General features: G+C 55.2%; 23 protein-coding genes. 12 read left to right on the forward strand and 11 right to left on the reverse strand.

Translation table 11 applies throughout. From position 1 onward, the window contains the following. Positions 1-82 precede the first annotated feature (82 nt). Both mrcB and hrpB read right to left on the reverse strand, forming a co-directional pair. Positions 83-2,542, reverse strand: coding sequence for a penicillin-binding protein 1B (gene mrcB / locus ACSF8X_RS15885; RefSeq protein WP_500850389.1), 2,460 nt, complete (start codon positions 2,540-2,542; stop codon positions 83-85). 9 nt (positions 2,543-2,551) lie between these two features. Further along, positions 2,552-5,017 (reverse strand): ATP-dependent helicase HrpB, encoded by a 2,466-nt coding sequence (gene hrpB / locus ACSF8X_RS15890; RefSeq protein WP_500850390.1) that lies wholly within the window; start codon positions 5,015-5,017, stop codon positions 2,552-2,554. A gap of 12 nt (positions 5,018-5,029) precedes the next feature. On the opposite strand from hrpB, the gene thpR reads away from it, so the two are divergent. The 8 genes from thpR (at position 5,030) to panC (ending at position 11,565) form a co-directional block, all read left to right on the forward strand. Next, positions 5,030-5,614, forward strand: a complete 585-nt coding sequence (gene thpR, locus ACSF8X_RS15895; protein ID WP_500850391.1) for an RNA 2',3'-cyclic phosphodiesterase — start codon at positions 5,030-5,032, stop codon at positions 5,612-5,614. A gap of 10 nt (positions 5,615-5,624) precedes the next feature. Beyond that, the gene (sfsA, locus tag ACSF8X_RS15900; RefSeq protein WP_047878636.1) at positions 5,625-6,329 is read left to right on the forward strand and encodes a DNA/RNA nuclease SfsA; all 705 of its coding nucleotides are present in this window, start codon (positions 5,625-5,627) and stop codon (positions 6,327-6,329) included. Between the two features lie 137 nt (positions 6,330-6,466). Further along, entirely contained in the window at positions 6,467-6,916 is a 450-nt protein-coding gene (gene dksA / locus ACSF8X_RS15905; protein WP_047878635.1) for an RNA polymerase-binding protein DksA, read from the forward strand. A gap of 71 nt (positions 6,917-6,987) precedes the next feature. After that, entirely contained in the window at positions 6,988-7,878 is an 891-nt protein-coding gene (gene gluQRS / locus ACSF8X_RS15910; RefSeq protein ID WP_500850392.1) for a tRNA glutamyl-Q(34) synthetase GluQRS, read from the forward strand. 121 nt (positions 7,879-7,999) lie between these two features. Continuing rightward, positions 8,000-9,373 (forward strand): polynucleotide adenylyltransferase PcnB, encoded by a 1,374-nt coding sequence (gene pcnB / locus ACSF8X_RS15915; protein ID WP_500850393.1) that lies wholly within the window; start codon positions 8,000-8,002, stop codon positions 9,371-9,373. Continuing rightward, positions 9,370-9,855, forward strand: coding sequence for a 2-amino-4-hydroxy-6-hydroxymethyldihydropteridine diphosphokinase (folK, locus tag ACSF8X_RS15920; protein ID WP_047878632.1), 486 nt, complete (start codon positions 9,370-9,372; stop codon positions 9,853-9,855). The genes pcnB and folK overlap by 4 nt, the downstream gene beginning before the upstream one ends. A 30-nt stretch (positions 9,856-9,885) precedes the next feature. Then, positions 9,886-10,680, forward strand: coding sequence for a 3-methyl-2-oxobutanoate hydroxymethyltransferase (panB, locus tag ACSF8X_RS15925; RefSeq protein WP_047878631.1), 795 nt, complete (start codon positions 9,886-9,888; stop codon positions 10,678-10,680). A gap of 9 nt (positions 10,681-10,689) precedes the next feature. Continuing rightward, positions 10,690-11,565, forward strand: a complete 876-nt coding sequence (panC, locus tag ACSF8X_RS15930; protein WP_500850394.1) for a pantoate--beta-alanine ligase — start codon at positions 10,690-10,692, stop codon at positions 11,563-11,565. A gap of 91 nt (positions 11,566-11,656) precedes the next feature. Here the strand turns inward: panC and ACSF8X_RS15935 are convergent, their stop codons facing one another. Then, positions 11,657-12,427 carry an ABC transporter permease gene (locus ACSF8X_RS15935; protein ID WP_500850395.1) on the reverse strand — a complete coding sequence of 257 codons (771 nt, stop codon included), beginning with the start codon at positions 12,425-12,427 and terminating at the stop codon, positions 11,657-11,659. Then, positions 12,424-13,353, reverse strand: coding sequence for an ABC transporter ATP-binding protein (locus tag ACSF8X_RS15940; RefSeq protein ID WP_047878628.1), 930 nt, complete (start codon positions 13,351-13,353; stop codon positions 12,424-12,426). Before ACSF8X_RS15940 ends, ACSF8X_RS15935 begins: the two co-directional genes overlap by 4 nt. A 196-nt stretch (positions 13,354-13,549) precedes the next feature. Between ACSF8X_RS15940 and can the strand changes: the two genes are divergently transcribed. Beyond that, positions 13,550-14,206 (forward strand): carbonate dehydratase, encoded by a 657-nt coding sequence (can, locus tag ACSF8X_RS15945; RefSeq protein WP_047878627.1) that lies wholly within the window; start codon positions 13,550-13,552, stop codon positions 14,204-14,206. 66 nt (positions 14,207-14,272) lie between these two features. On the opposite strand, the gene hpt is transcribed toward can, so the two are convergent. Continuing rightward, a complete protein-coding gene (hpt, locus tag ACSF8X_RS15950) occupies positions 14,273-14,806 on the reverse strand; it encodes a hypoxanthine phosphoribosyltransferase (RefSeq protein WP_047878626.1) in 534 nt (177 codons plus the stop codon). A 220-nt stretch (positions 14,807-15,026) separates the two neighbouring features. On the opposite strand from hpt, the gene ACSF8X_RS15955 reads away from it, so the two are divergent. After that, positions 15,027-15,614 carry a TetR/AcrR family transcriptional regulator gene (locus ACSF8X_RS15955; protein WP_047878625.1) on the forward strand — a complete coding sequence of 196 codons (588 nt, stop codon included), beginning with the start codon at positions 15,027-15,029 and terminating at the stop codon, positions 15,612-15,614. Positions 15,615-15,698: 84 nt separating this feature from the next. Here ACSF8X_RS15955 and ACSF8X_RS15960 read toward each other — a convergent pair whose 3' ends face one another. The 6 genes from ACSF8X_RS15960 to ACSF8X_RS15985 all read right to left on the reverse strand — a co-directional run bounded on the left by ACSF8X_RS15960 (position 15,699) and on the right by ACSF8X_RS15985 (position 21,876). Next, a complete protein-coding gene (locus tag ACSF8X_RS15960; protein ID WP_500850396.1) occupies positions 15,699-16,733 on the reverse strand; it encodes an ABC transporter ATP-binding protein in 1,035 nt (344 codons plus the stop codon). Further along, positions 16,733-18,361, reverse strand: coding sequence for an ABC transporter permease (locus tag ACSF8X_RS15965; protein ID WP_047878623.1), 1,629 nt, complete (start codon positions 18,359-18,361; stop codon positions 16,733-16,735). The genes ACSF8X_RS15960 and ACSF8X_RS15965 overlap by 1 nt, the downstream gene beginning before the upstream one ends. Positions 18,362-18,531: 170 nt before the next feature. Next, positions 18,532-19,545, reverse strand: coding sequence for a Fe(3+) ABC transporter substrate-binding protein (locus ACSF8X_RS15970; RefSeq protein WP_047878622.1), 1,014 nt, complete (start codon positions 19,543-19,545; stop codon positions 18,532-18,534). A 164-nt stretch (positions 19,546-19,709) separates the two neighbouring features. Further along, the gene (locus tag ACSF8X_RS15975; protein ID WP_047878621.1) at positions 19,710-20,939 is read right to left on the reverse strand and encodes an ammonium transporter; all 1,230 of its coding nucleotides are present in this window, start codon (positions 20,937-20,939) and stop codon (positions 19,710-19,712) included. A 25-nt stretch (positions 20,940-20,964) separates the two neighbouring features. Further along, complete coding sequence (glnK, locus tag ACSF8X_RS15980) at positions 20,965-21,303, reverse strand: P-II family nitrogen regulator (protein ID WP_047878620.1); 339 nt, start codon at positions 21,301-21,303, stop codon at positions 20,965-20,967. A 204-nt stretch (positions 21,304-21,507) separates the two neighbouring features. Then, complete coding sequence (locus tag ACSF8X_RS15985) at positions 21,508-21,876, reverse strand: YacL family protein (RefSeq protein WP_047878619.1); 369 nt, start codon at positions 21,874-21,876, stop codon at positions 21,508-21,510. 107 nt (positions 21,877-21,983) lie between these two features. Between ACSF8X_RS15985 and ACSF8X_RS15990 the strand changes: the two genes are divergently transcribed. Both ACSF8X_RS15990 and ACSF8X_RS15995 read left to right on the forward strand, forming a co-directional pair. After that, positions 21,984-23,120, forward strand: coding sequence for a sugar diacid recognition domain-containing protein (locus ACSF8X_RS15990; RefSeq protein WP_500850397.1), 1,137 nt, complete (start codon positions 21,984-21,986; stop codon positions 23,118-23,120). A gap of 147 nt (positions 23,121-23,267) precedes the next feature. Next, a complete protein-coding gene (locus tag ACSF8X_RS15995) occupies positions 23,268-24,533 on the forward strand; it encodes a GntP family permease (RefSeq protein WP_500850398.1) in 1,266 nt (421 codons plus the stop codon). Positions 24,534-24,537: the final 4 nt, after the last annotated feature.

Genomic DNA, 24,537 nt, shown 5'->3' on the forward strand with positions numbered 1-24,537 from the left:
GAGTGCCGGCGAGCGCAAAAAAATACCCCGCCAATGGCGGGGTATGAGATAACAGCAAGAATGAAACAACCACATTCAGGCGCTATAGCCCGAACATATCCTGAATCCACCTTGCCGGCTGGCTGGTTTCGCAGTAAGCCTTAACTTTTCCATTCTTGTCCCACACCGGCAGCGAATATGCCCCGGCACAGTCTCGGGTCAGGGTGCCGTTCGGCAAGCGGTTGTACTTGGCCGTTATCAATTTGCTCGGCCATGCCAAACGCAGGGGTTCTGGTTGTCGGCGTGACAGGTAATCCCCGTACAACCGCAAGGCACCGGCCGATCCGGTCAGGTTAACCGACTGGTTGTCATCGCGCCCCATCCATACCGTAACGACCTCGCGGCCATCAATGCCGACATACCAGCTATCACGGTTATTGTCCGTGGTACCCGTCTTGCCAGCCAGGGCCGCCCAACCAAACTGAGGCTGGAGATAGCGGGCCGTTCCCTGCGATACCACATTTTTCATCCCGTAGGTCGTCAGCCATGCTGCCTGTTCAGGAACGACCTGCGACGCCTTGGGCATCGATCGGTAAAGCACCTTGCCCTGCTGCTCAACCACCGCCCTCAGCGCGGTCAGAGGAGCCCTGCGGCCACCGCTCGCCACCGATTGGTACATCTGCGATACCTCCAGCGGTGTCAGGGTAAACGAACCTAGCAATATTGATGGCAGCTCAGGGATCTCGTTACGCTCGACCCCAAGCTCAACCAAGGTATCGATAACCTTGCCCAAGCCTACCGCCATCCCGAGATTTACCGTCGGCACATTCAGGGATTTGGCAAGGGCGTAATAAAGAGGCACTTCGCCCCGGAACTTACGATCATAGTTGCGAGGCTGCCAGATTTGGTTTCGCCCCCCTCCTATTTTGATCGGCTTGTCATCAATAGTCGTGGCCAAGCTGAAGCTCCCCGGCTGGCGCAGTGCTGCCAAATATACCGCAGGCTTGGCCAATGAACCTATCTGTCTGCTGGCATCCAGAGCCCGGTTGAACCCGGCATACCCCGGCCGGCTCCCGCCAATCATCGCCCGGATCTCGCCACTGCGGCGGTCGACGGCAACCAGTGCCGTTTCGAGATCCACCCCGGCCTTCTTGGCCAATTGCGGCAGCATTTTTTGCACCGCCTGCTCCGCATCATTTTGAGAGAGCGGATCGAGGGTACTAAATACCCGCAACCCCACACCCGGGGTGAAGTTATCCCCGACCTTGGCCTTCAGCTCCCGCTGGAGCTGCTGGAAATAGGCCGGCTGGCTGCTGGCAATCATCGGCCGGGACTGAACATCCAATGGCCGCGACGCCGCCTGCTCATACTGCGCCCCATCCAGGGTGCCGTTGTCCATCATCAGCCTCAGGATCAAGTCGCGCCGCTCGCGGGCCCGCTCGGGATTTCGCCACGGGTTGTAGTACGACGGCCCCTTGGCCATCGCCACCAGCAGGGCTTGCTGGTCAATCCTCAGCTCCTGCAACGGACGGCCGAAATAAAGCCGGGCACCAAGGGCAAAACCGTGCACTTCCTTGCCGCCGTTCTGACCGAGGTAGATCTCATTGAGGTAGGCCTCGAGAATCCGATCCTTGCTGTAGCGATAATCGATGATCATCGCGATATAGGCTTCGCTGATCTTCCGCCACAAGGTCCGCTCCCGGGTCAGGAAGATGTTCTTAGCCAACTGCTGGGTCAAGGTACTGCCGCCCTGCACGGTGCGTCCCGCCTGCAGGTTGACCATCATCGCCCGGATAATTGCCCAAGGCGATACCCCGCCATGATGGTAGAAATCCCGGTCTTCGGTCACCAGCAAGGCATCCACCAACACCTCGGGGAACTGCTCGCGAGGCATGAAAATCCGCTGCTCGCCCTCTTTGGTCCCCAGCATCCCGAGCATTTTCGGCTCAAGGCGCAAATAGCCCAGTTCACGCTTGCTGCCCACCTCTTCTATCCGGCGCAGGCCATGGCCATCGAACACCAACATGACATGCCTTGCCCCCTCGGGCCCATCGTCAAATTCGAACGGCCGGCGGATCAGCTCTATCCGGGTTTTCGAGGAGGAGTACTCGCCGTTGCGCTGCGGTGTCCGAACCTTGTGATAATGCAGCAAATCCAATTCACGGCGCACCTCAGACAAGGTAATGGCCTTCCCGGGCTCCAAATCGAGTACCCGCCCGTAAACAACCGCCGGTAAATTCCACAGCTGACCGTCAAACTTACTTCGTACGATGTTATCCAGGTAAATCCCGACCACCAGCAGTACAGCCAGCAGCACTATCGACAGCTTGATACCCAGCCCACACAGGCTTTTAAACCAGCCGGGCAGCTGCGGAAACTTTCCCTTGCCTGACTTGCGAGATCCCGCCTTGCGGGGTGTTTTTTTCTTGGCCGTTTTCTTCGCGGCAGGTTTCTTGGCTGCCGGGCTTTTGCGCGGAGCCGGGGTCTTTTTAGCCCCGTCCTTAGGAGCCGCCTTGGGCGGCGCAAGTCGTTTGTGCGCCGCTATCTGTTCGTCAATCATCATGATCGCACTCTACATATACTTTTTGGTTTTGCGGGTCGGTGCATGGGTTGCCGGATCATCCGGCCACGGGTGCTTAGGATAGCGCCCCTTCATTTCTTTCTGCACTTCTCGGTATGATCCGGCCCAGAACGCAGCCAGATCGCGGGTTATTTGCAATGGCCGCTGGGCCGGTGACAGCAACTCCAGCACCACCGCCACCTTGCCGTTAGCAATCATCGGTGATGCCTGCTCGCCAAACATTTCCTGCAGCTTTACCGCCAGTACGGGGTGCTGGCCCAGCTGGTAGCGAATGGCATAGCGCGAGCCGGTCGGCACTTGGTAATGGGTTGGCAGTGCCGCATCCAATGCCTGCTTATTATGCCAGCCGAGGCGAGCCTCGAGTGCGGCAAGCAAGTCAATTTTGTCGATAGCTTTAAGGGTTTTAACCCCCTGCATATAAGGCAGCAGCCACTCATCGAGGTTCATCAGCAAGCTGTCTTCATCCATCGCAGGCAAACCCAGCTCTGGCAGCCACTCGGCTGCACAACGCACCCTGACAAGAAGATTTTCTGTCGCCTCATTCCACGGCAGAACGCCCAGCCCCTTGCGGGCTATCGCATTGAGCAGCGCCTCGCTGGCCTTGCCCGGATCCGGCTCGGCCATTGCAGCCCGAGCCAAGATCAGCTTGCCGCAGCACAGCTGCTTCTCGGCCACCAGCCTTCCTTTGCCGTCATCCCAATCCAACCATTCACGCTCGCAGAACATATCCGGCAATGCCTCTCGGAGCGTATCCAGATCCGCCGCCAGCGCCGAGAAGATCCGGCTGTCACCCTGCCGAGTTTTGACAATATCCGCGACCACCAGCATCGACTCACCCGCCATCGGCTCATCGGGCATCAGCATCGCCCCTTGGCCATTGGCCAGCTGGTAGCGCCCGTCAAGACCTCGCGACAGCGCTATCCTGTCAGGGTAACCCGCCGCCAACAAAGGCGCCAACCAGCTGCTGTCGAGTCGCAGGGGCTGTCCGCTCGCATTCATTTTGGCCAGGTGCTGGCCGGCACGCTGTAGATACTGCTTGCCCTTGGCCAAGCGGCCATCCTCAAGCAGCGACAACTGGAAATGGAGATCGGGGCTGGCCTGCCCGCGCGGCGGCTCCTCGAGCAGGGCGACCATCATCGCGGCTGTGGCGATTGCACCACCACCGAATGCCTGGCCCGCTGCCAGAATTGCCGCATGGCGAGGTTCTGCACCGAACTGTTGGATCTGCCGCCCTTTATCGGTCAACTGGCCACGTTCGTCCAGCGCACCGAGCATCAACAGCAACTGTCGAGACTGCTGCAACGTGACAGACGGTGGTGTGTCCAGCCAGCGTAGATCGCGGGCATCCAGGCAGCCCCACTGGGCAAGCTCCATCGCCAGCGACGTCAGATCCGCACGCAGGATCTCGGGCTGCGGCACGGCAGGCTGACGTGACAACTGCTCCTCGCTGTATAGACGCAGACAGACTCCCGGCTCCAGTCGCCCGGCTCGGCCGGCACGCTGCTCGGCAGACGAACGGGCAATCCTCACCACGTCCAGCCGGCTGATCCCGGTTTTCGGGTCCCACTTGGCAATACGCTCATACCCGCAGTCAACCACCAACCGGATCCCCTCAATCGTCAGGCTGGTCTCGGCAATATTGGTCGCCAGCACCACCTTGCGCTGGCCGCTAGGGGCCGGGGTGATCGCCTGCTGCTGGACGCCGCCGCTAAGCTGGCCATATAAAGGAGCGACTATCACCTCCTCGCCGACCTTATCGGCAAGCAGCTCCGCCATGCGCCGTATTTCTCCTGCGCCGGGCAAAAATACCAGCATCGACCCCGGCTCCTGCCCCAATAGCGATATCACCTCCCGACTAGCTGGCTCCAGCCAATGGGTCTGTTCTGACAACGTCTTATAGCGAAATGATACCGGATAGCAACGCCCCTGCGACTCCACGTAAGCCGCCTCAGGCAGAAGCTCGCTCAGTGCCTCCTCATCAAGAGTGGCCGACATGACGAGGATCCGGAGATCGTCACGCAGTGCCTCCTGCACTTCCAGCGCCAGAGCCAGCGACGTATCGGCATGGATACTGCGCTCGTGGAATTCATCGAAGATCAGCAATGAAACCCCTTCAAGCTCGGGATCCTGCTGCAGCATCCGGGTCATGACGCCTTCCGTCACAATTTCGAGCCGGGTGCGGGTGCTGACCCTTGTCTCTCCCCTCACCCGCAGGCCTATCGTCTCCCCGACCTTCTCCCCAAGCTGGGACGCCAGATAACGGGCAATATTGCGCGCCGCCAACCGACGGGGCTCAAGCAGGACAATTCGCCCCTCAAGCGCAGCCTGCTGCAACAAAACCAGCGGCAGGCGGGTTGACTTACCCGCCCCCGGCGGGGCCTTAAGGATCAGTTGGGAATGCGTTTGCAGGCGGGCCAGCAAATCCGGCAGTACGTCATCGATTGGCAGCTGTGACAATGGGAGCACCTTGTGTCATATTCAATTCAAACCCAATTGTACCTTACTGCCATGAAAGAGAAAAAACAGCGGCTGTTCTTTGCTCTTGAGCCGGACAAAAACAGCGCGGATTACCCGAAGCTCCGCCAAACCCTATCGGGCCTGCCCCGAAACTGCCGTCCCGTCCCCCTCGACAACCTTCATATCACCTTGGCCTTTGTCGGCAGTGTGGCACCGGCAGTGCGGCAGGCCCTTGAGCTATCCGCCGCCCGGATAGCCCCAGTCCCCCAATTCCATATTTGCCTCGATCAACTAGGCTACTGGGCTCGCAGCCGTATCCTCTGGCTCGGCACCTCATCACCTCCCCCGGCCCTGCAGGATCTGGCCAGCCAGCTCCGAGATACCACTGCGGCCTGTGGCCTACCCACCGAACACCGCCCCTACCTTCCCCATATCACCCTCGCGAAATCCGTTCCCGGCAAACCAACTTCCCCAATGTCCACGCTCCCGCTCCGGTTTCACTTTCGCCGGTTCGGGCTGTATATTTCCGAGCCAGCCCCTCACGGTGGCGGTGTTCGTTATACCTGCATCGCCGACTGGCCGCTGGCCCCCAATTAAAGGAAGAAAGATGAAATTTTCCCCGCCGCTGCAACAGGCAACCCTGATCAAACGCTACAAACGCTTTCTGGCCGACGTCACATTGCCCGATGGCTCCGTCACCACCATCCATTGCGCCAATACCGGCGCCATGACGGGCTGCGCCGAGCCGGGCAACACCGTCTGGTACTCGACGTCCGACAACCCCAAGCGCAAATACCCCTGCAGCTGGGAACTGGCGGAAACCGCACAGGGACACACTATTTGCGTCAATACCGTGCAGGCAAACCGGTTAGTCGCGGAAGCAATAAATCGCGATACTGTCACAGAATTAAGTGGCTATTCTTCCCTCCGTACAGAAGTGAAGTATGGTAAAGAAAACAGCAGGATAGATATCTTGCTGCAGGCAGAAGGGAAACCTGACTGCTATATTGAAGTGAAAAGCGTCACGTTGCTGGAAGAGGATCGGGGCTATTTCCCCGACGCAGTGACCACTCGGGGGCAAAAGCACCTGAGGGAATTAATAGACATGGCACAAAGCGGAAACCGTGCCATACTTTTTTTCGCAATTTTGCATTCAGGGATTGAAAATGTTTCTGTGGCCCACCATATAGACCCGGACTATTTTTCATTAATCCAAGAAGCAGAAAAGGCCGGCGTAGAAATCCTGTGTTACAAAGCGGTATTGACACAGTATGATATCTATCTTGAGCGACGCATAAATTTCAACCAGTAGCACGACCAAAGTGATGGTTTCTTCACATTGGTATAAAATTGAATATATGCAGCGATTGCCACACCAGACCCTTTCTGCTATAGATACCGCCCCAAATTAACCAGTGACGGTTATACAGGTATATTAGGAGATGCTATATGCCAGAGAGCAAAGTAAAAAAATCGCTGGGCATCCTGGCTATTGCTGAGGTTGAGCCATACCAAGAACAAGCCGGCGAAGAGTATATGGGTGAAGCGCAGCTTAACCATTTTCGCAAAATTCTTGGCGCTTGGCGTAACCAATTACGCGAAGAAGTTGGCCGAACTGTCAACCATATGCAGGATGAAGCTTCGAACTTCCCTGATCCGGTTGACCGAGCAGCCCAGGAAGAAGAGTTCAGCCTAGAACTGCGCAACCGCGACCGCGAGCGCAAGCTAATCAAGAAAATCGAGAAGACTCTTCAACGTATCGAAGATGACGATTTCGGCTTCTGTGACTCTTGCGGTATCGAAATCGGTATCCGCCGCCTAGAAGCTCGCCCTACTGCAGAACTATGTATTGACTGCAAGACACTGGCAGAGATCAAAGAAAAACAAATGGCAGGTTAATACCCTAGGGTATACCTACCATTCTATGAAGAGGGAGCGTTGGCTCCCTCTTTCATTTCAGTGATTTGCTTATGACTACAAAGACAGATTATATCGGACGCTTTGCGCCCTCACCGTCGGGCCCGCTGCATTTCGGCTCGCTGGTCGCCGCCCTCGGCAGCTACCTGCAAGCCCGCTCCCAGCAGGGCCAGTGGCTGGTCCGCATGGAAGACCTCGACCCGCCTCGGGAAATGCCGGGTGCCGCCGATGACATCCTGCGTACACTTGAGGCCTACGGGCTGCACTGGGACGGCACGGTGATCTACCAAAGCCAGCGCCACCCGGTCTACCAAGGCCAAATCGACACATGGCTGAGCCAAGGCCAGGCCTACTATTGCCGATGTAGCCGTAAGCAAATTAAAGAGGCTGGCGGTTTCTATCCAGGCACCTGCCGAGACCGGCAGCTGCCAGCTGCCGACAGTGCCATCCGACTGCGTATGACCCAGCCGGTCACCGCTTTTACAGACCAGCTCCATGGCCAAATCGCCATTCCGCGAGCCTTAGCGGAAGAAGATTTCATCATCCGCCGCCGGGACGGGCTCTTCGCCTACAACCTCGCGGTCGTGCTCGATGATATCGAACAGGGTGTCACAGAAGTCGTACGCGGAGCCGATCTGATCGAACCAACCGGCCGCCAGATCAGCCTTTACCGCCAGCTAGGCCAGCAGGAGGTCAGCTATGTCCACCTGCCCCTTGCGGTAACAACAAACGGCAACAAGCTATCTAAGCAGAACCATGCCCCGGCCATCGACAAGCAGCACCCCAAACCGGCCCTGCTGGCTGCGATGCGATTTTTGGGGATGAGACCGGATGATGACCTGATGGCATCGTCTCTAGCAGAGATTCTTCGCTGGGGCGGCGAAAACTGGCAGCTGGAAAAGTTGCCAAAAACAACCGCAATCACCCTCGAAACCGAGCTGTAACCCAGTACGGCATTCTCAAAATCCTCGCCGTGATATATGATATGCGGCTGTTTGTTGAATCCGAATCACATTCATGAGGTGTATTATCTTTAATCGAGTCGCCAGCTTTTGCCGTAACATATTGAATCGAAATAGTAGTAATCTCGATAGCGGGGAACAGGCCTTGCAAATCTATCAACGCCAAGAGCACGGCATTTCACGTAAAGATATCAGCGAAAACGCGCTGAAGGTCCTTTATCGCCTGAACAAAGCAGGTTTTGACGCCTATTTGGTCGGCGGAGGGGTTCGTGATCTCCTGTTGGACAAACAACCAAAAGACTTCGATATCGCCACCAATGCGACACCGGAAGAAATCAAGCAGCTGTTTCGCAACTGTCGCCTGATCGGACGCCGTTTTCGCCTGGCCCATATCTTGTTCGGCCGTGATGTCATCGAAGTGGCGACCTTCCGAGGCCACCACTCCGATGCCAAGCCTAGTCCACAGGACAAGAAAAACAATATCTCGGCCCAGAGCCAAGAAGGAATGCTGCTGCGTGACAACGTCTACGGCAGTATCGAAGAAGACGCAGAACGTCGCGACTTCACCATCAATGCCCTGTATTACAATATTCAGGACTTTTCGATTGCCGACTACGTCAATGGCGTAGACGACCTCGAGAACCGTATTATCCGCCTGATCGGCGATCCGGAAACCCGCTACCGCGAAGACCCGGTTCGAATGCTGCGCGCTGTGCGCTTCGCCGCCAAGCTGGATATGGAGATCGAGGCCAGCACCGCCGAGCCAATCAAGCGTCTATCGACCTTGCTGCTTGATATCCCGGCCGCCCGTCTGTTCGAAGAAAGCCTGAAGCTGCTGCAATCGGGCAACGGCCTTGCCACCTACAAGCTACTGCGCGAATACAACCTGTTCCAGCAACTGTTCCCGCTGCTGTCTGACCACTTCACCGAAGACCAGAGCAGCCAGACAGAAAAAATGCTTGAGCACATCCTTGATGCAACAGACAAGCGCGTTGCAGAAGGAAAGCGGATCAACCCTGCGTTCATGTTTGCGGCTATGCTGTGGTATCCGGCGACTATCCGAGCCGAGGAAATCTCGTTTGCCAGCGGCCTGTCTTACTATGATGCGTTCATGGTAGCAGCCAATGACCTACTGGATGAACAGGTTAAGAGCATCGCCATCCCACGCCGCCATACCAATACGGTCCGTGACATTTGGCAGCAGCAAATGCGCTTTAGCCGCCGCAGTGGCAAGCGCGCATTCAAGATGATGGAGCATCCGAAGTTCCGAGCGGCCTTCGACTTCCTCGAAATCCGAGGCAAATTCGAAGGCAGAGATGTTGCCGAGCTGGCCCAATGGTGGGAGAGCTTCCAGCATGGTGACCGCAACCACCGCAACAAAATGGTGATTGACTTTAACAACAACGGTTCGTCGGCCACATCACGCCGCCGCCGCCGTCCAGCCCGCCGCAAGAAGCCGCAGGCCAAATCATCATGACCCGAGCCTATATCGCTATCGGCAGTAACCTGGGCGATCCCGTCGCCCAGGCCAACAGTGCTATAAAGGCCCTTCGCGACCAGCCGGATCTTGAGGTCGTGGCGGTATCATCGCTCTACAGCAGCACCCCGATGGGCCCACAGGACCAGCCGGACTATATCAATGCCGTGGTGGCGGTCGATACCGACTTATCGCCGCTGGCGTTGCTTGACTGCACCCAGTCAATTGAGCAGCTGCACGGCCGCGTGCGCAAGGCCGAGCGCTGGGGGCCTCGTACCCTTGACCTCGATATCGTGCTCTACGGCTCGCTGGTACACCACTGCGACCGCCTGACCGTGCCGCATTATGGAATGAATATTCGCGAGTTCGTACTCTACCCACTCGCAGAAATTGCACCCGATCTGGTGCTGCCGGACAACACCCCGCTGAAAACGCTGCTTGCCAGCGTGGACAGAAACGGCTTGGCTGTCTGGAACGTCTGAATACAGGCTCAACGCTTAAAGGGAGAAAAGATGAAAAAGATCACCATCAACGACCTGATGAAATGGAAGAAAGAAGGTCGTAAGTTCGCGTCAGTGACTGCCTACGATGCCAGTTTTGCCCAACTTTTCGAACAGCAAGACATGCCTGTCATGCTCGTTGGTGACTCACTCGGCATGGTACTGCAAGGGAAACCCGATACCCTGCCGGTCAGCATTGATGACATTGCCTACCATACCCGTTGTGTACGGGCCGGTAGCCCAAATTCGCTCTTGATGGCCGACATGCCATTTATGAGCTATAGCACCCCAGAGCAAGCCTGTGAGAACGCCGCCGTGCTGATGCGCGCCGGGGCCAACATGGTCAAGCTCGAAGGCGGTGCCTGGTTGGCGGAAACCGTCACCAAACTGACCGAGCGCGCGGTACCCGTCTGCGCCCACTTGGGCCTGACACCTCAGTCAGTAAATATTTTTGGCGGCTATAAAGTGCAAGGACGTGATTCCGACCACGCTGAGCAAATGGTAAAAGATGCTATTCTGCTTAAAAATGCCGGCGCACAAATCATTTTGCTGGAATGCGTTCCGGCCAGTTTGGCCGAACGAATCACCAAGGCCGTCGAGGTACCGGTTATCGGTATCGGCGCAGGGAATGCGACCGACGGGCAAATTCTGGTGATGCATGACATGTTCGGCATTTCAGCCAACTACATCCCGCGTTTTTCCAAGAATTACTTGGCGGAAACCGGCGAGATGCGCGCTGCCGTGACCAAATACTTAGAAGATGTCGAGGCCGGGATATTCCCGGGCCCGGAACATACCTTTGAATAAGGAATAAAGATGCAAACATTCGCCGAGATTGCCCCTATTCGTGAACAAGTACGCATCTGGCGCCGTGAAGGCCGCCGGATTGCCTTTGTCCCGACCATGGGCAACCTGCACGAAGGCCACCTGACCCTAGTTCGCAAGGCTCGCGAGCAGGCTGATGTGGTTGTAGTCAGCATTTTTGTCAACCCGATGCAGTTCGACAAGGCCGATGACCTCAACAACTACCCACGAACCATGGATGAGGATCTCGCCAAACTGAACACCGAAGGTGTTGATCTGGTTTTCACCCCGACACCGGAAGTCATGTACCCGGCAGGGCTGGATCGCCAGACAGCGGTTGACGTCCCGGGTCTATCCACCATGCTAGAGGGTGCCCTGCGCCCAAGTCACTTCCGTGGCGTCTCTACCGTGGTAACCAAGCTGTTCAATATCGTTCAGCCGGATGTGGCCTGTTTCGGCGAAAAAGACTTCCAACAGCTGGCATTGATCCGCCAGATGGTGGCTGATATGGCGATGGACATCGAGATTATCGGCGTACCGACAGTCCGAGAGATGGACGGTCTAGCGATGAGCTCGCGCAATGGCTACCTAACCGTTGACGAGCGCCAGCGCGCACCGGTGCTGGCCCGAACCATGCGTTGGATCAGCAGCCAAATGCGCGGAGGCCGCAACGACTATGCTGAACTTGTCGTCGATGCCAGCGACCAGCTACGTGCCGCCGGCCTGCAGCCAGACGAAATCTACATCCGTGATGCAGCCAACCTGCAGCCTATCGACGAGGGCACCCAGCAAGCGGTGATCCTTATGTCGGTATTTCTCGGCAAGGCTCGCCTGATCGATAACCAGATTGTCGAACTGGCGCCAGCGTCAAATAACAGCGAAGAGTAATCGCAGCTCCCAGCTCCCATAAAAAATCCCGGCCAATGCCGGGATTTTTTGGTTGATGACCAAGCTGCCCACCGGTATGGCAAGGCTATCGCTAGGAACGCAGGCCAATACCACGCGAGATCAGGGTATAGCAGATCCCATACAAGATCGCGGTAAACAGACCTAGCACCGCAAACGACGTGCCGATCCCCACATCGGATACCCCGAGAAATCCATAGCGAAATGCATTGACCATGTACACAATCGGGTTGAGCTTGGAAACTGACTGCCACACTTCCGGCAACAGGCTGAGCGAGTAAAACACCCCGCCCAAGTAAGTCAGCGGCGTCAGGACAAAAGTCGGGATAATGCTGATATCATCGAATGTCCGGGCAAAAATAGCATTGATCAGGCCGCCAAGCGAAAAGACCACCGACGTCATCAACACCGTGGCGACCACAATCCCCAAATGGGCTATCTGCAAGTCAACGAACAGCAGCGACACCACCGAAACAATCAAGCCAACCCCAAGGCCACGCAACACCCCGCCGCCGACATAACCGGCAATGATAATATGGTTAGGCACAGGGGCAACCAGCAGTTCCTCGATATTGTGCTGGAACTTGGCACTGAAAAATGATGATGCGACATTGGAGTACGAGTTGGTGATCACCGACATCATAATAAGGCCGGGTACGATATATTCCATATAGCTAAACCCACCCATCTCACCGATCCGGCTGCCGATCAGGCTACCGAATATGATGAAATAGAGCGTCATGGTAATCGCTGGCGGTACCATTGTCTGAACCCAGATCCGGGCGAAACGATTCACTTCCTTGGTGATCAGGCTCTTAAACGCGATCCAATACAAGCGGTTCATGCCTCGCCTCCTGTTTTCTTGCTGTTGCCCACTAAGGTCACAAACAGCTCCTCAAGCCGGTTGGCCTTGTTCCGCATCGACACCACATCAATGCCCTGCTCGCTGAGCTGGACAAACACCCGGTTCAGGCTCTCGCCCTTGTTGATGTCGATCTCCAGCGTGTGGTTGTCGGGCAATTTCCAGTTGACCCCCTCAAGGCGCGGCGTATTGCCGTTGAGGTTGATATCGAGGATAAAGCTCTCGACTTCAAGCTTGCCCAGCAGGCTCTTCATCGAGGTGTTTTCGATCAGCTGGCCCTTACTGATAATGCCGATGTTGCGGCACAGCATCTCGGCTTCTTCAAGATAGTGAGTCGTCAGGATAATCGTCACCCCCTGGCGGTTGATCTCACGCAGGAACTCCCACATTGATCGACGCAGCTCAATATCCACCCCGGCAGTAGGCTCATCGAGGATCAGCAACTTGGGTTCGTGCATCAAGGCACGGGCGATCATCAGACGGCGCTTCATCCCCCCCGACAAGTTACGGGCCCGCTCGTTGCGCTTCTCCCAAAGATCCAGCTGAGACAAGTATTTCTTGGCGCGCTCCTTGGCCAACGGCCTCTCGACCCCATAGAACCCCGCCTGGTTCACGACGATCTGCTCAACCGTCTCAAACTGGTTGAAATTGAACTCTTGCGGCACCAAGCCGAGCTGCTGCTTGGCCAGCACCTTCTGGCTATCAAGATCGTAGCCAAAGACCTTTACCTCCCCCGAGGTTTTATTCACCAGCGAGCTGATAATCCCGATAGTGGTGGATTTCCCGGCACCATTGGGCCCCAGTAGCGCAAAAAAATCCCCTTCTTTAACACAAAGGCTCACACTTTTCAGTGCATTCACGCCGCCTTTGTAGGTTTTGTTTAAGTTTTTTATTTCCAATGCGTTCATAAAATGCGATCTTAATGTTATTGATTTGTCGGCAGGTAGAGATCCGATTTGCTAGCTGACAAGCTTGTGTATAGTAATCCGGTTTGCATATCTATCCGCCCTGCGATCCAGTACGGATAAATATGTAAATTGTTCAGCCCTGGCAGCGGATACTCTCCCAGCTAGGAATAAGACTGTATCAAACAAAGGCATTATCATGGCAGATATCAAGCAGCTATTCGCAAACAACCAATCCTGGGCCGAAAACATCAAGGAGGAAAAACCGGAATTCTTCGCCCACCTGGCCAAAGCCCAACACCCAGAATACCTCTGGATCGGCTGTGCCGATAGCCGGGTTCCGGCAGAACGTCTGACCGGGCTCGACTCCGGCGAACTGTTCGTCCACCGCAACGTCGCCAATCAGGTGATCCACACAGACTTAAATTGCCTCTCGGTCGTTCAGTATGCCGTTGACGTACTCAAAGTCCGCCACATCATCATCTGCGGCCATTACGGCTGCGGCGGTGTCACGGCCGCTATTGAAAACCCGCAGCTAGGCTTGATCAACAACTGGCTACTACACATTCGTGATCTGTTCATGAAGCACCGCTCTGATCTCGGCCAGCTTCCCCGCGAACAATGGGATGACAAGCTCTGCGAGATCAATGTCGCGAGTCAGGTCTACAACCTCGGCAACTCCACCATCATGCAAAATGCTTGGGAACGAGGCCAAAAAATCAAAATTCACGGCTGGATCTACGGGATCAATGATGGGGTACTGAGCGATCTCGGCGTTACGGCAACCAGCCGCGAGAGCCTTGAGGTAGCCTATCAGGCCGCGATGGCGCAGATCCTTCCGAAAGAAGCAGAGTAAGACACTCGGCTGCCACCCCAGATAACAAAAAGCGACTGTAATACAGTCGCTTTTTTCTCGGAGCTATTAGCCTTCAATAGGCACTACTTTGCCGATATATGGCAGGTGACGGTATTTCTGAGCATAGTCAATACCGACACCCACTACGAACTCGTCTGGGATTTCAAAACCAACCCACTCTACATCCACTTCAACTTCACGACGCTCTGGCTTATCGAGCAAAGTACAGATTCGAATCGAATTCGGCTCACGAAGAGACAGGATTTCACGCACCTTGTTAAGTGTGTTGCCTGTGTCGATAATGTCTTCGACCAACAGCACATCCTTGCCCTTGATGTCGTCATCCAGATCTTTCAGGATGCGTACATCACGGCTGCTTGCCATCGTATTGCCATAGCTGGATGCTGTCATGAAATCGACTTCGTGCGGAAGATCTATGGCGCGGGCAAGGTCTGCCATGAAAACAAACGAGCCACGGAGCAGGCCAACCATGACCAGATTTTCCGAACCATTGTAATGCTCGGTAATTTGCTTCCCTAGCTCTTTGATACGCGCCTGAACATCCTGCTCAGAAATCATTACTTCGATTGTGTGCTTCATCTCTCTCTCCACCAGAACGGCTACACCAGCCGCCTGTCGGCCAACGGTAAATGGAGTCTTATTCTAACATCCCTATCAAGTAATAGTTATTTAATCGAACATGTCAATTATATGACACACATTGCTTAAAACTCGATTGAATACAGTAGACTGCTCCTGTAAAGTTGGCGGGTATGGACAAAACATAACCAAAAAAATTACTGAGCTAGGGAAATGATCAATGGATACGATCCTAAAGAAAACAAGGACTCGCCTGTCGCCTGAAAAACGCAAAGAACAACTGCTTGATTTTGCCATTGATGTCTTCGCACGACGTGGTATCGGCCGTGCCGGGCATGCTGATATTGCTGAAATGGCCAATGTCTCTGTCGCGACCGTCTTCAATTATTTTCCAACGCGTGAAGCCCTAGTCGAACAGGTGCTTAACGAAATTGAAGAGCAATTCAGGCTAATGCTTACCGAAAACCTCAACAACGAGACCAGCTTCAAAGAGCAGCTGACCCAAATCTGCTATCGCCTAATCGACGAGGTTATCGAAGACAAAGACTGGGTCAAAGTATGGTTCGAGTGGAGTACCTCGGTACGTGATGAAATCTGGCCGCATTTCATCAACAAGAACAAGAAGCACTTCACTTACATTACCGAGCAGTTTGACAACGCAGGTCTATCGGGAGCCCTCTCTGGCCAAGAGCGTGCCTGGCAATTCCAGGGGCTTTGCTACGTGCTCTACTTGCAGACCAACATCAATCCGAACAAAGAAGAGATGCAGGCTCAGGCCGATACCCTTATCGGCACCTTGCTTTCCTAGCATCACCGCCAATAAAAAGGCCGGCTCATTGCCGGCCTTTTGCTTTTATCCCTTCGGCCTTAACGCAGGCACTACCCGCGAGCCCTAACTGGCAATGGCAAAAACAACCGGCTCATGGGGCTCGACTTCTATCCTCACCTTCTCGCCTACCGTCAGGATCTGATGCGAATGCACCAGTAAGGTATGTTGCTGGAAGGCGACCGAATAACGGCAGCTGTCTCCCATGAAAAGCTGTTCGATGATCTCGCCTTCTCCATCGGCATCGGGGATCACCCTGAGGTTCTGCGGGCGCAGCAGCCATTCCACTTCTCCCGTGGCGGCCGGAGTTTCATGGATATCAAATGCCCCCAGCGGCGTCGACAGCATATGGTCCCGCTCTACGGTCACCGGAAGATATGAGCCAGTCCCGAGGAACTCAGCGACAAAGCGGCTGCTCGGGCGGTAATAAAGCTCGGTGGCTGTACCAAATTGCTCAATCACCCCGTTGTTCATCACCGCCATTCGATCCGCGAAGGCAAACGCCTCTTCGCGGCTATGGGTGACAAAAATGGCCGTCACCCCCTGCGCCTTGAAGATCCGGCGAATTTCCTTGATCAAACCGTGGCGGACTTGGGTATCGATGTTCGAGAACGGCTCGTCGAGCAAAATCAAATCCGGCTCGCAGGCCAGTGCCCGCGCTATCGCAACCCGTTGCTGCTGACCGCCCGATAACTGGTGCGGGTAGCGATCATCCAACCCCTCAAGGTGGACCAGCACCAGCATCTCGGCCACTTTGGCCGCAACTCGCTCCTTGTCCCAGCCGCGCAGGCCGAAGGCAATATTCTCGGCCACGGTCAAATGCGGAAACAAGGCATAATCTTGGAAGATCATCCCGATATTTCGCAGCTCCGGCGGTAGCCAAGTCTGCGCGTCGACAATCACCCGCTCGTTGATCATAATATCGCCGCTTTCAAGCGGCAGCAGCCCGGCAATAGCCTTGAGCAAGGTGGTTTTGCCACAGCCGCTCGCCCCGAGCAAACAAACGATCTCATTGTCCCTGACCGGCAGCGACAAGTTTTCCAGTATCGCCTGACCATTGTACTTACAAGTCAGGTTCTTGATAGATAATGCATGGCTCATCAGTGTTTCTGCTCCAATGATCGGTTAACCATCACCAAGGGGATCAGGCCGACGAAGACCAGCAGGATCGCAGGCAATGCTGCTAGCTCAAGCTGCTCGTCAGAGGCAAAGTTAAAAACATAAGTTGCCAGGGTCTCGAAGTTGAACGGCCGCAATAGTAAAGCGGCATTGAGCTCTTTCATCGACTCAATGAACACCAGCAACCCGGCAATCAGGCAACCACGGCGGATCAGCGGCAGGTGTACCCTGCGCAGCATCTGAAACGAGGCGTACCCCATTGTTTTAGAGGCCATATCCAGCGACGGTGGGATTTTAGCAAGGCTGCTCTCTACGCTGCCGATGGCCACCGCGGCAAACCGAACAACGAAGGCAAAGATAAGGGCAAACATGCTCCCGGAGAACACCAGACCTGGGCTGCCCAGCCCTAGAGCCAGCGTGATATCATTGAGCAGGTGATCGGCCCAGCCAAGTGAGATCATCACCCCGATTGCCAATACCGTACCCGGCACGGCGTAACCCATTGACGAAATACGTATCGGCACCACCGTCGCCCGTCGGTCATCAAGACGGCGATAAAAATTGACCGCCAGTGCCAATGCGACAGAAACCACCGCCGTAACCAACGCGACTCTGAGGCTATTTAGGCTATAGAGCTGAAACTCACTGGTCCAACTCTCGGCAAAATAATGAAACGCGTAGTAACCCAACTGGAAAAGCGGAAACAGGAAAGCGAAGCAAACCAGCACCCAACACCACGCCACCGCAAACCATTTCTTCGGGCCGGCCAGTAGGTAGCGCACATCATCGCCATGCTCAAACTGTTGTTGGAACAACTTCTGGCGGCGGCGGCTGAAACGCTCGGCACTGAGCAGCAGGAAAATAGCCAACAGCATAAGCGCGGAGATCTTGGCAGCCGCCGTCAGGCTGGAATAGCCAAGCCAAGTATCATAGACGGCCGTCGTCATGGTATTTACGGCAAAATAGCTGACAGTACCGTAATCCCCTAGGGTTTCCATGGCCACCAGCGACAGGGCAACGGCGATTGACGGCCTAGCAAGAGGCAGCGAGATACGACGGAAACTCTCCCACGGTGAGCAGCGCAGCAGGCGGGCTGACTGGAGCAGACTGGTACTCTGCTCCATGAACGCGGCCCGGGCCAGCAGGTAAACATAAGGATAAAGCACTAACGCCAGTACCATGCAGGCCCCGCCAAGCGAGCGGATATCCGGAAACCAATAATCATGAATGCTCTGCCAGCCAAATACATCACGCAAGGCAACCTGAACAGGACCGGCATAGTCAAACCAGTCTGTATAGATATAACCAATGATATAGCCGGGCATCGCCAACGGCAGCACCAGGGCCCACTGTAATACTTTCTCGCCAGGGATCTTACACATTGCCATGATCCAGGCTGACGGCAAGCCAAACAGCAATGACAGCACCAAAGTCCCGACCACCAGCAATACGGTATTGCCGGCATACGTCGGCATCACCGTCGCCATCAAGTGGGTAAAGACATCGTCCGTTTCGCCGGATGCCTTATGGAAGATAGCCAGAATAGGCAAAACCAGCAGGAGGGATAATCCCCAACTACTGGCCTGCCAAAAATAATATTTTTCTTTCATTGCTTACAACTTAGTACCTTTTGCAATCAAGCAGTGCCATTGCGATATCCGGCCTGCACGGGCAGGAGGATCAGCCTTTCAGCGGGGCGCTGAAACTACCACAGCTTATTGGAAAAAATACGTCGCTCTAAGCAAAAAACGGGGCGTTATGCCCCATTTTTTGTAACAAACTACAGATCAAACTTTACTTCATCCAGCAGCTTAATTGCGGTGCTGTGGTACTGTGCCACTTTATCCAAAGACAGATCGTCAGCTTTGAAGTCACCCCATGATGCCACCAGCGCTGAACGCTTCACGCCTTCTTTTACCGGGTACTCATAGTTGACCTCCGCGTACATTTGCTGCGCCTGTTCGCCGGTCAAGAACTCCATCAATTTCTGTGCGTTATCTTTATTCGGAGCATATTTGGCCATCGCCATGCCACTCACGTTAACGTGCGTACCGAAGTTTTCCTGACCCGGGAAGTTGATGTATACCGCTTCCGCCCAAGACTTCTGCTTGTCGTCATTGACCATCTTGCCAAGGTAGTAGCTGTTGCCGATGGCCAGATCACACAGGCCTTCCTTTACGGCTTTGACTTGTGCACGGTCATTACCCTGAGGCTTGCGCGCAAGATTGGCCTTCACGCCTTCTAGCCATGTTTTGGTTTCGGCTTCGCCATAATGGGCAATCATCGACGACACCAGCGAAATGTTATATGGGTGCTTGCCTGAACGAGTACAGATCTTGCCTTTCCATTCGGGCTTGGCCAGATCGCTGTAATCGAAATCGGCCGGCAACTTGCCAACACGATCGCGGGAAGAATACACGTTACGACTGCGCAGGGTCAGGGCGAACCACTCGTCCTCGTTATCGCGGAACTGAGCTGGAATATTGCTATCAATCACCTTGCTATCGACAGGCTGCACCAACTGCTTGTCAGACAGTTCAACCAAACGGCTGATATCGGTTGTCAGGATCACATCTGCCGGGCTGTACTTGCCTTCTTGCTCCAGCTTCTCAGCCAATCCTTTTTTGGCAAACTTCACATTAACCTTGATACCGGTTTCCGCGGTAAATTCCTTGAACATCGGCTCAACAAGGAAAGGCTGGCGGTAAGAATAAACATTCACTTCTTCCGCAGCCATCGCAGCCTGTGGGGCAGCCAATCCGGCCAAAATAGCAGTCGCCAACAGCTTCTTCATAGGTGATCCCTTAACGTAACGATAAATGCAATGATAATGTTTCTCAATAGCGAATGATTATAATGTAGCCCACTCATAACGCAATGGCTTGTAACAAATACAAACAAAAAAAAAGCATCCTCGCGGACGCTTTTTTCAAAAGATGTGATTTAAATATATGTTACTTATTTCACACTAACAAACTCAGGGTAGGCATCGATACCGCAATCGTGAAGGTCCATGCCCGCCAGCTCTTCCTCTTCGGTTACGCGAATACCTACGGTGTACTTCAGCACCGCCCATACCGCCAGACTTGCACCAAATACCCAGCCGAAGATAACCACAGCCCCTAGCAACTGGGCCCCAAAGGTGGCATCTGCATTGCTAAACGGCACGACCATCAGGCCGAAGATACCGCACACACCGTGGACTGAAATCGCACCGACCGGATCATCAATCTTAATTTTATCCAAGCCGACAATACTGAAGACCACCAGAGCACCGGCAATCACACCGATACCAACAGCTGCCAATGGCGATGGTGACAGCGGGTCGGCGGTAATGGCAACCAGGCCGGCCAGGGCACCGTTGAGGATCATCGTCAGATCCGCCTTGCCCCACGTTGTCTTGCACACAGCCAGCGCCGCAATCGCACCTGCCGCAGCAGCCGCATTGGTGTTAAGGAAGATCTGACCGACAGCTGTCGCGTTCTCAAAGTCAGATACCATCAGCTGCGAGCCGCCGTTAAAGCCGAACCAGCCAAACCACAGGATGAAAGTACCCAGTGTCGCCAATGGCATGTTTGAGCCCGGGATTGGGTAGATTTCACCGTTCTTGCCGTATTTCCCCTTACGGGCACCCAGCATCAGAACACCTGCAAGCGCCGCCGCCGCACCGGCCATATGCACAATCCCCGAGCCGGCAAAGTCGCTAAAGCCCGCTTCAGAAAGGAAGCCGCCGCCCCATGTCCAATATCCTTCCACCGGATAGATAAACGCGGTCAGCACCACCGAGAAAATAAGGAATGAAGCCAGCTTCATGCGCTCTGCCACGGCACCGGATACCACCGACATTGCCGTCGCGACAAAGACCACCTGGAAGAAGAAGTCGGACTCCAGCGAGTGGTCAGCCCCCTCAGCCTGGGTACCTATCAACATCCCGATAGAAGGCAGCCATCCGCCCTCGCCGTTATCGACATACATGATGTTGTAGCCCACGATCAGGTACATGGTACAGGCAATGGCATACAAACAGATGTTCTTGGTCAGGATCTCCGTGGTGTTTTTCGAGCGGACCAGCCCGGCTTCAAGCATCGCGAACCCCGCGGCCATCCACATTACCAGTGCCCCTGACAGCAAAAAGAAAAAGGTGTCGAGTGCATAGCGCAACTCTGTAACGGTTGTTGTCAATTCCATAGCTTTGTCCCCTGTCTCCTAATACTTACAGTGCTTCCATATCTACTTCGCCAGTACGGATCCGCACGGCATGGTCAAGGTCGTAGACGAATATCTTGCCATCGCCGATCTTGCCGGTCTGGGCCGCTTTGGAAATCGCGTCGATGATGGCATCGAGGTTGTCGGACTGGGTGGCGATCTCCAGTTTCACCTTGGGTAGGAAATCAACCTGATACTCGGCCCCACGGTACAGCTCGGTATGGCCCTTCTGGCGGCCGAAGCCTTTCACTTCGGTCACCGTCATTCCCTCGACCCCGACATCGGCCAGTGCTTCGCGTACATCGTCTAACTTGAATGGCTTGATAATTGCGTTAATTAGTTTCATTCGCTGCTCCTCACAAACTGCATTCCCTCTTAATCACAATTAATTAACAAACAAGCACCGTGCCAACTTTTTATTCTCTTAATTATCATTAGGTTAATGATATCCCTATACCACCAACAAAAAAGGCCGCACCATATTGGTGCGGCCTTTTCACTATAAACAGGCATTCCGTGCCTTTATGGGGCATCCCCCTATCCAAGCCGATTAAAAACGCGTGACAAACGCCCGCCAGGCATCGAGCACCTGAGCAAAATCCTCAAACCCACAGACGGCGATGGCTTCCTCATCATAAAAATCCATGTTGTCTTCAAGTTCGGTATCATCTTCTGAAAACAGATAGTTAGCCTGAACAACCACTTCATTGTCCTGCAGGGTAAGCGTCAGCTCGTCGCCCACCATCCGCCATTCTTGAGTGCTGTTCTTGAGTGCACCAAGCTGGGACATCACCGTATCCATCAGCGCAAAGTCCTTACCCGCCACTTCCACCAACCAGCGTCCCAATACCTCGTGGCCCATTGAAAAGACAGCATGATAACTGCCATCTAATGTGTTCTTCTTAAAATCGTAATCCATAGCGGCCCCTTACACGCCATCAATGACAAGCGTGCGGAGAGTGATACACTTTGACCACGCCCCAGCATGCGCTCACGGTGCGCACATTTTCAGGATCTGACACAGAAATGCAACTCAACGCCACCATTGCCCGCCAAATCGTCGAGCGGGCTATGAAGATCATCCGGCATTCGGTCAATGTCATGGACGAATACGGCAGGATTATCGGGTCCGGCGACCCTTCCCGCCTCAACCAGCGCCACGAGGGAGCGATCCTTGCCCTCAACGACAACCGGGTGGTCGAGATCGATCCTGCCACCGCCCTTCAGCTCAAAGGGGTCAAACCGGGCATCAACCTGCCGATCCTGTTCCGCGACCAAGCCATCGGTGTGGTGGGAATTTCCGGCGAGCCCGAACAAGTGCGCAACTACGGTGAGCTGGTGAAGATGACCGCCGAACTCATCGTCGAGCAAGAAGCACTGATGGCACAAGTCCAGTGGAACAAGCGCCACCGCGAGGAACTGGTCCTCCAGCTGATCCGCGGCAGCGAGCTCAACGAGAACCAGCTGCTGTCGATAGCCCAGAAACTGGCACTGGATCTCTCCCAGCCCCGCATTGCCGCCATCGTCAAGGTGTTGCCATCGGCAGGGGAAAACCTCTCGCTCGAACACCTCCAGCGCATGGTCCATCTGCTCGAATACCCAGAGCGCGACAACCTGGTGGGGATCGCCTCGGTCTCGATGAATGAAATCGTGGTCCTCAAGCCAATATCCCTGAGCGGTGACAGTTGGTCCAAAGAGGTCGAGAGAAAGCGCCTCGACAAGCTCCTGCGCCGAGTCGCCAAGGAAAGCCAGTTCACGATCCGAATCGCACTCGGTGAATACTTTCCCGACCTGCAGGGACTATCACGATCCTACCTCACAGCCCAGGCAACCCTGGAGTCGGATCGCTCCGGCGAGACGGTTCTGTTCTACCAAGACCACATCCTGCCGGTCCTGCTTAGCAGCCTCAAACAGGACCGCTGGCGCTACGATCAGCTGATGCAGCCCCTGCATTTGCTCCGGGCCAATGACCCCCGCGGAACACTGCTACGGACCCTTGAAGTATTTTTTGCCCAGAATTGTGATTTGGCTCAAACCTGCGAAGCCCTCCACATCCACCGCAATACCCTGCGCTATCGCCTTGAGCGAATAGAGCAAGAAACACTATTAAGTTTCAATAACATAAGTGACAAAACACGTCTCTACCTCGCCATCTGCGGCTGATCAAAAAAACTCAATTTGTGCATCTGCACAAATAAACACGTCTGAGGTGATGCATTTTCGTCACCTCGCCTAAAGCTAAAAACTGCCCTGCCGCGTAAAGTCCAGCGCAACAACGCATTCTCGCTTTCTCTGACATGGAATACAGCAATGGTAGAAGTCTCAACCCTCGGCGCCCTTGCCGCCCTGATTGTGGCCATTAGCCTCATTTTGAAAAAAGTCCCGCCTGCCTACGGCATGATCATTGGCGCCCTTGTCGGCGGTATTGTCGGCGGCGTCTCGCTGACCGATACCGTCAACCTGATGATCGGCGGCGCTCAGGGCATCGTCACAGCCGTGCTGCGTATCCTCGCTGCCGGCGTTCTGGCCGGGGTGCTGATTGAGTCCGGCGCGGCGACAACCATTGCCGAAACCATCGTCAAGAAAGTCGGCGAGACCCGTGCCCTGCTGGCACTGGCCGTCGCCACCATGATCCTGACCGCTGTCGGCGTATTCGTCGATGTGGCGGTGATCACCGTCGCGCCTATCGCGCTGGCCATTGCCCATCGTGCCGACCTCTCCAAGATGGCGATCCTGCTGGCCATGGTCGGCGGCGGCAAGGCGGGCAACGTGATGTCGCCGAACCCGAATGCCATTGCCGCGGCCGATGCCTTCAACGTTCCGCTGACCTCCGTGATGGCAGCAGGCGTGATCCCAGGGCTATGCGGTATGGTCTTTGCCTACTTCATCGCCAAGAAACTGGTCAACCGCGGCAGCAAGGTCCAGCAGCACGAAGTCGTTACCGTAGACCACAGCCGCCTGCCGACATTTGGTGCCGCCATCGTCGCCCCGCTGGTCGCGATTGCCCTGCTGGCCCTGCGCCCAATCGCAGGACTCAATGTCGACCCGCTGATCGCCCTACCCCTTGGCGGCCTGATCGGTGCCGTCGTGATGGGACGCTTCCGTGACAGCAACCACTTTGCCGTCTCCGGCCTAACCCGCATGGCTCCGGTTGCCGTCATGCTGCTCGGTACAGGTACCCTTGCCGGCATCATTGCCAACTCCGGCCTCAAGAGCGGCCTGATCGATGTGCTGACCGCCTCTGGCCTGCCGTCTTACCTGCTGGCACCAATCTCCGGTGCACTGATGTCACTGGCCACTGCCTCGACAACCGCTGGCACGGCCGTGGCTGCCAGTGTCTTCAGCCATACGATTCTCGAGTTGGGTGTACCGGCTCTTGCCGGCGCGGCGATGATCCATGCCGGTGCGACGGTGCTCGACCACATGCCGCACGGCAGCTTCTTCCATGCCACCGGCGGTGCCGTCCACATGGACATGCAAGAGCGCCTCAAGCTGATCCCTTACGAGTCAGCGGTCGGCCTTGTGATCGCCATTGTTTCAACCCTTATCTTCGGTGTTTTCGGTCTGTTCGTTTAAGGAA

The sequence above is a fragment of the Photobacterium panuliri genome (genome assembly GCF_059920555.1).

Bases quoted from the DNA above. Each gene is read 5' to 3' on its own strand.
- gluQRS (WP_500850392.1), top strand. From the start codon at position 6,988: ATGACTACAAAGACAGATTATATCGGACGCTTTGCGCCCTCACCGTCG.
- hpt (WP_047878626.1), bottom strand. From the start codon at position 14,806: ATGAAGCACACAATCGAAGTAATGATTTCTGAGCAGGATGTTCAGGCG.
- ACSF8X_RS15995 (WP_500850398.1), top strand. From the start codon at position 23,268: ATGGTAGAAGTCTCAACCCTCGGCGCCCTTGCCGCCCTGATTGTGGCC.
- dksA (WP_047878635.1), top strand. From the start codon at position 6,467: ATGCCAGAGAGCAAAGTAAAAAAATCGCTGGGCATCCTGGCTATTGCT.
- ACSF8X_RS15965 (WP_047878623.1), bottom strand. From the start codon at position 18,361: ATGAAAGAAAAATATTATTTTTGGCAGGCCAGTAGTTGGGGATTATCC.
- folK (WP_047878632.1), top strand. From the start codon at position 9,370: ATGACCCGAGCCTATATCGCTATCGGCAGTAACCTGGGCGATCCCGTC.
- ACSF8X_RS15975 (WP_047878621.1), bottom strand. From the start codon at position 20,939: ATGGAATTGACAACAACCGTTACAGAGTTGCGCTATGCACTCGACACC.
- ACSF8X_RS15990 (WP_500850397.1), top strand. From the start codon at position 21,984: ATGCAACTCAACGCCACCATTGCCCGCCAAATCGTCGAGCGGGCTATG.
- ACSF8X_RS15940 (WP_047878628.1), bottom strand. From the start codon at position 13,353: ATGAACGCATTGGAAATAAAAAACTTAAACAAAACCTACAAAGGCGGC.
- panB (WP_047878631.1), top strand. From the start codon at position 9,886: ATGAAAAAGATCACCATCAACGACCTGATGAAATGGAAGAAAGAAGGT.
- can (WP_047878627.1), top strand. From the start codon at position 13,550: ATGGCAGATATCAAGCAGCTATTCGCAAACAACCAATCCTGGGCCGAA.
- mrcB (WP_500850389.1), bottom strand. From the start codon at position 2,542: ATGATGATTGACGAACAGATAGCGGCGCACAAACGACTTGCGCCGCCC.
- sfsA (WP_047878636.1), top strand. From the start codon at position 5,625: ATGAAATTTTCCCCGCCGCTGCAACAGGCAACCCTGATCAAACGCTAC.
- ACSF8X_RS15935 (WP_500850395.1), bottom strand. From the start codon at position 12,427: ATGAACCGCTTGTATTGGATCGCGTTTAAGAGCCTGATCACCAAGGAA.
- ACSF8X_RS15985 (WP_047878619.1), bottom strand. From the start codon at position 21,876: ATGGATTACGATTTTAAGAAGAACACATTAGATGGCAGTTATCATGCT.
- panC (WP_500850394.1), top strand. From the start codon at position 10,690: ATGCAAACATTCGCCGAGATTGCCCCTATTCGTGAACAAGTACGCATC.
- ACSF8X_RS15960 (WP_500850396.1), bottom strand. From the start codon at position 16,733: ATGAGCCATGCATTATCTATCAAGAACCTGACTTGTAAGTACAATGGT.
- ACSF8X_RS15955 (WP_047878625.1), top strand. From the start codon at position 15,027: ATGGATACGATCCTAAAGAAAACAAGGACTCGCCTGTCGCCTGAAAAA.
- ACSF8X_RS15970 (WP_047878622.1), bottom strand. From the start codon at position 19,545: ATGAAGAAGCTGTTGGCGACTGCTATTTTGGCCGGATTGGCTGCCCCA.
- glnK (WP_047878620.1), bottom strand. From the start codon at position 21,303: ATGAAACTAATTAACGCAATTATCAAGCCATTCAAGTTAGACGATGTA.